1 protein-coding gene is annotated in these 1,764 nt (G+C 69.4%); it reads left to right on the top strand.

The window, feature by feature from the left end; genetic code table 11:
* The first annotated feature begins 397 nt into the window (after positions 1–397).
* Positions 398–1,594, top strand: coding sequence for a rod shape-determining protein RodA (gene rodA, locus AOK24_RS37865; RefSeq protein WP_055724473.1), 1,197 nt, complete (start codon positions 398–400; stop codon positions 1,592–1,594).
* Positions 1,595–1,764: the final 170 nt, after the last annotated feature.

Genomic DNA, 1,764 nt, shown 5'->3' with positions numbered 1-1,764 from the left:
CCCCCAAGAACGCCCTCCTCCCCACCCCCCAGAAAACCCTCCCCAAGATCCAGACAGACGGCACGATCACCTCCCCCAAGATCGCCAAGGACCCGGCAAAGGACCAGAGGGCGAACCAGACGGAGAAGCCGAAGCAGGAGGACGGAACCCTGCCGGGGGGAACGACGCCGACGAACACAGGGGGCAACCAGGACACGCGCCGGAAGTCGAGGCGCAGGAAATCGGGCCCGGGTTCTGATGTCCCTAAGGGCAGCGGACCCCAGGGGCGCGGGGCTGTGTCTATTTGCGGCTCCGCCGCGGGGCGCGACAAGCCACGATGGCGCCGCACCCGCCAATCCACAACACGAGGCACCCACGGCCCGCGGTCCTTCCTCCGCCGCCCGAGGAGGACAGCCAAATGACCGGCAACACCTTCTCCGTCTCGGGCTACGGCCCAGACCGCGCAGGCTGGACCAGGATCTTCGCCCGCGACTCGCTCGCAAGACGCCTCGACTGGCCGATACTGCTCTCCGCCCTGGCCCTCTCCTGCATCGGCTCCCTCCTGGTCTTCTCCGCGACGCGAAACCGCACGGAGATCAACCAGGGCGACCAGTACTACTTCCTCCTCCGCCACCTCATGAACACCGGCATCGGCCTGGCACTGATGATCGGCACGCTCTGGCTCGGCCACCGCACACTGCGCAACGCGGTGCCGATCCTGTACGGCCTCTCCGTGTTCGGCATCCTGCTCGTGCTGACCCCCCTGGGGTCGACGGTGAACGGCGCCCACTCCTGGATCGTGCTGGGCGGCGGCTTCTCCCTCCAGCCCTCGGAGTTCGTGAAGATCACGATCATCCTCGGGATGGCGATGCTGCTCGCGGCGAGGGTGGACGCGGGTGACAAGCCGTACCCCGACCATCGGACGGTGCTCCAGGCACTGGGCCTCGCGTCCGTGCCGATGCTGATCGTCATGCTGATGCCGGACCTGGGGTCGGTCATGGTGATGGTGATGATCGTGCTCGGCGTCCTGCTCGCGTCCGGCGCGTCGAACCGCTGGATCTTCGGCCTCCTCGGCGCGGGCGCGACCGGTGCGCTCGCGGTGTGGCAGCTCGGGATCCTCGACGAGTACCAGATCGCGCGGTTCGCCGCGTTCGCCAACCCCGAGCTGGACCCGGCGGGCGTCGGCTACAACACGAACCAGGCCCGCATCGCGATCGGCTCCGGCGGCCTCACGGGCTCCGGCCTCTTCCACGGCTCCCAGACGACGGGCCAGTTCGTCCCCGAACAGCAGACGGACTTCGTCTTCACGGTCGCCGGCGAGGAGCTGGGCTTCGTCGGCGCGGGCCTGATCATCCTCCTCCTCGGCATCGTCCTCTGGCGGGCCTGCAAGATCGCCCGCGAGACGACGGAGCTGTACGGCACGATCGTCGCGGCCGGCATCGTCGCCTGGTTCGCCTTCCAGGCGTTCGAGAACATCGGCATGACCCTCGGCATCATGCCGGTCACCGGCCTGCCGCTGCCCTTCGTGTCGTACGGGGGTTCATCGATGTTCGCGGTCTGGGTGGCGGTGGGGCTGCTCCAGTCCATCAAGGTCCAGAGACCCATGTCGGCGTAAGCCTCCGGCGGCGGGGCGGTCGAGAGGGCAGCCGGGGCCGCCGTCCGGGACCCGGCCAGTGTTCTCGGCGCCGCATGCATGGCTGGCGCCGGTTTCGGGGGCGGCCCCGGGCGGGGCCGGCGTGCGGTGGGCGTGGTGCGGTCGTACCGCCCTTGCGCCCCCGCCCGTAC

Source organism: Streptomyces niveiscabiei, from assembly GCF_001419795.1.
GTDB classification, from domain to species: Bacteria; Actinomycetota; Actinomycetes; order Streptomycetales; family Streptomycetaceae; genus Streptomyces; species Streptomyces niveiscabiei.
The sequence above is the reverse complement of the archived record's forward strand: the minus strand, read 5'-3'. Positions and strand labels throughout refer to the sequence as shown.

What these genes read in the sequence shown, in the direction of transcription:
- rodA (WP_055724473.1), top strand. Translation starts at nt 398, where the DNA reads ATGACCGGCAACACCTTCTCCGTCTCGGGCTACGGCCCAGACCGCGCA.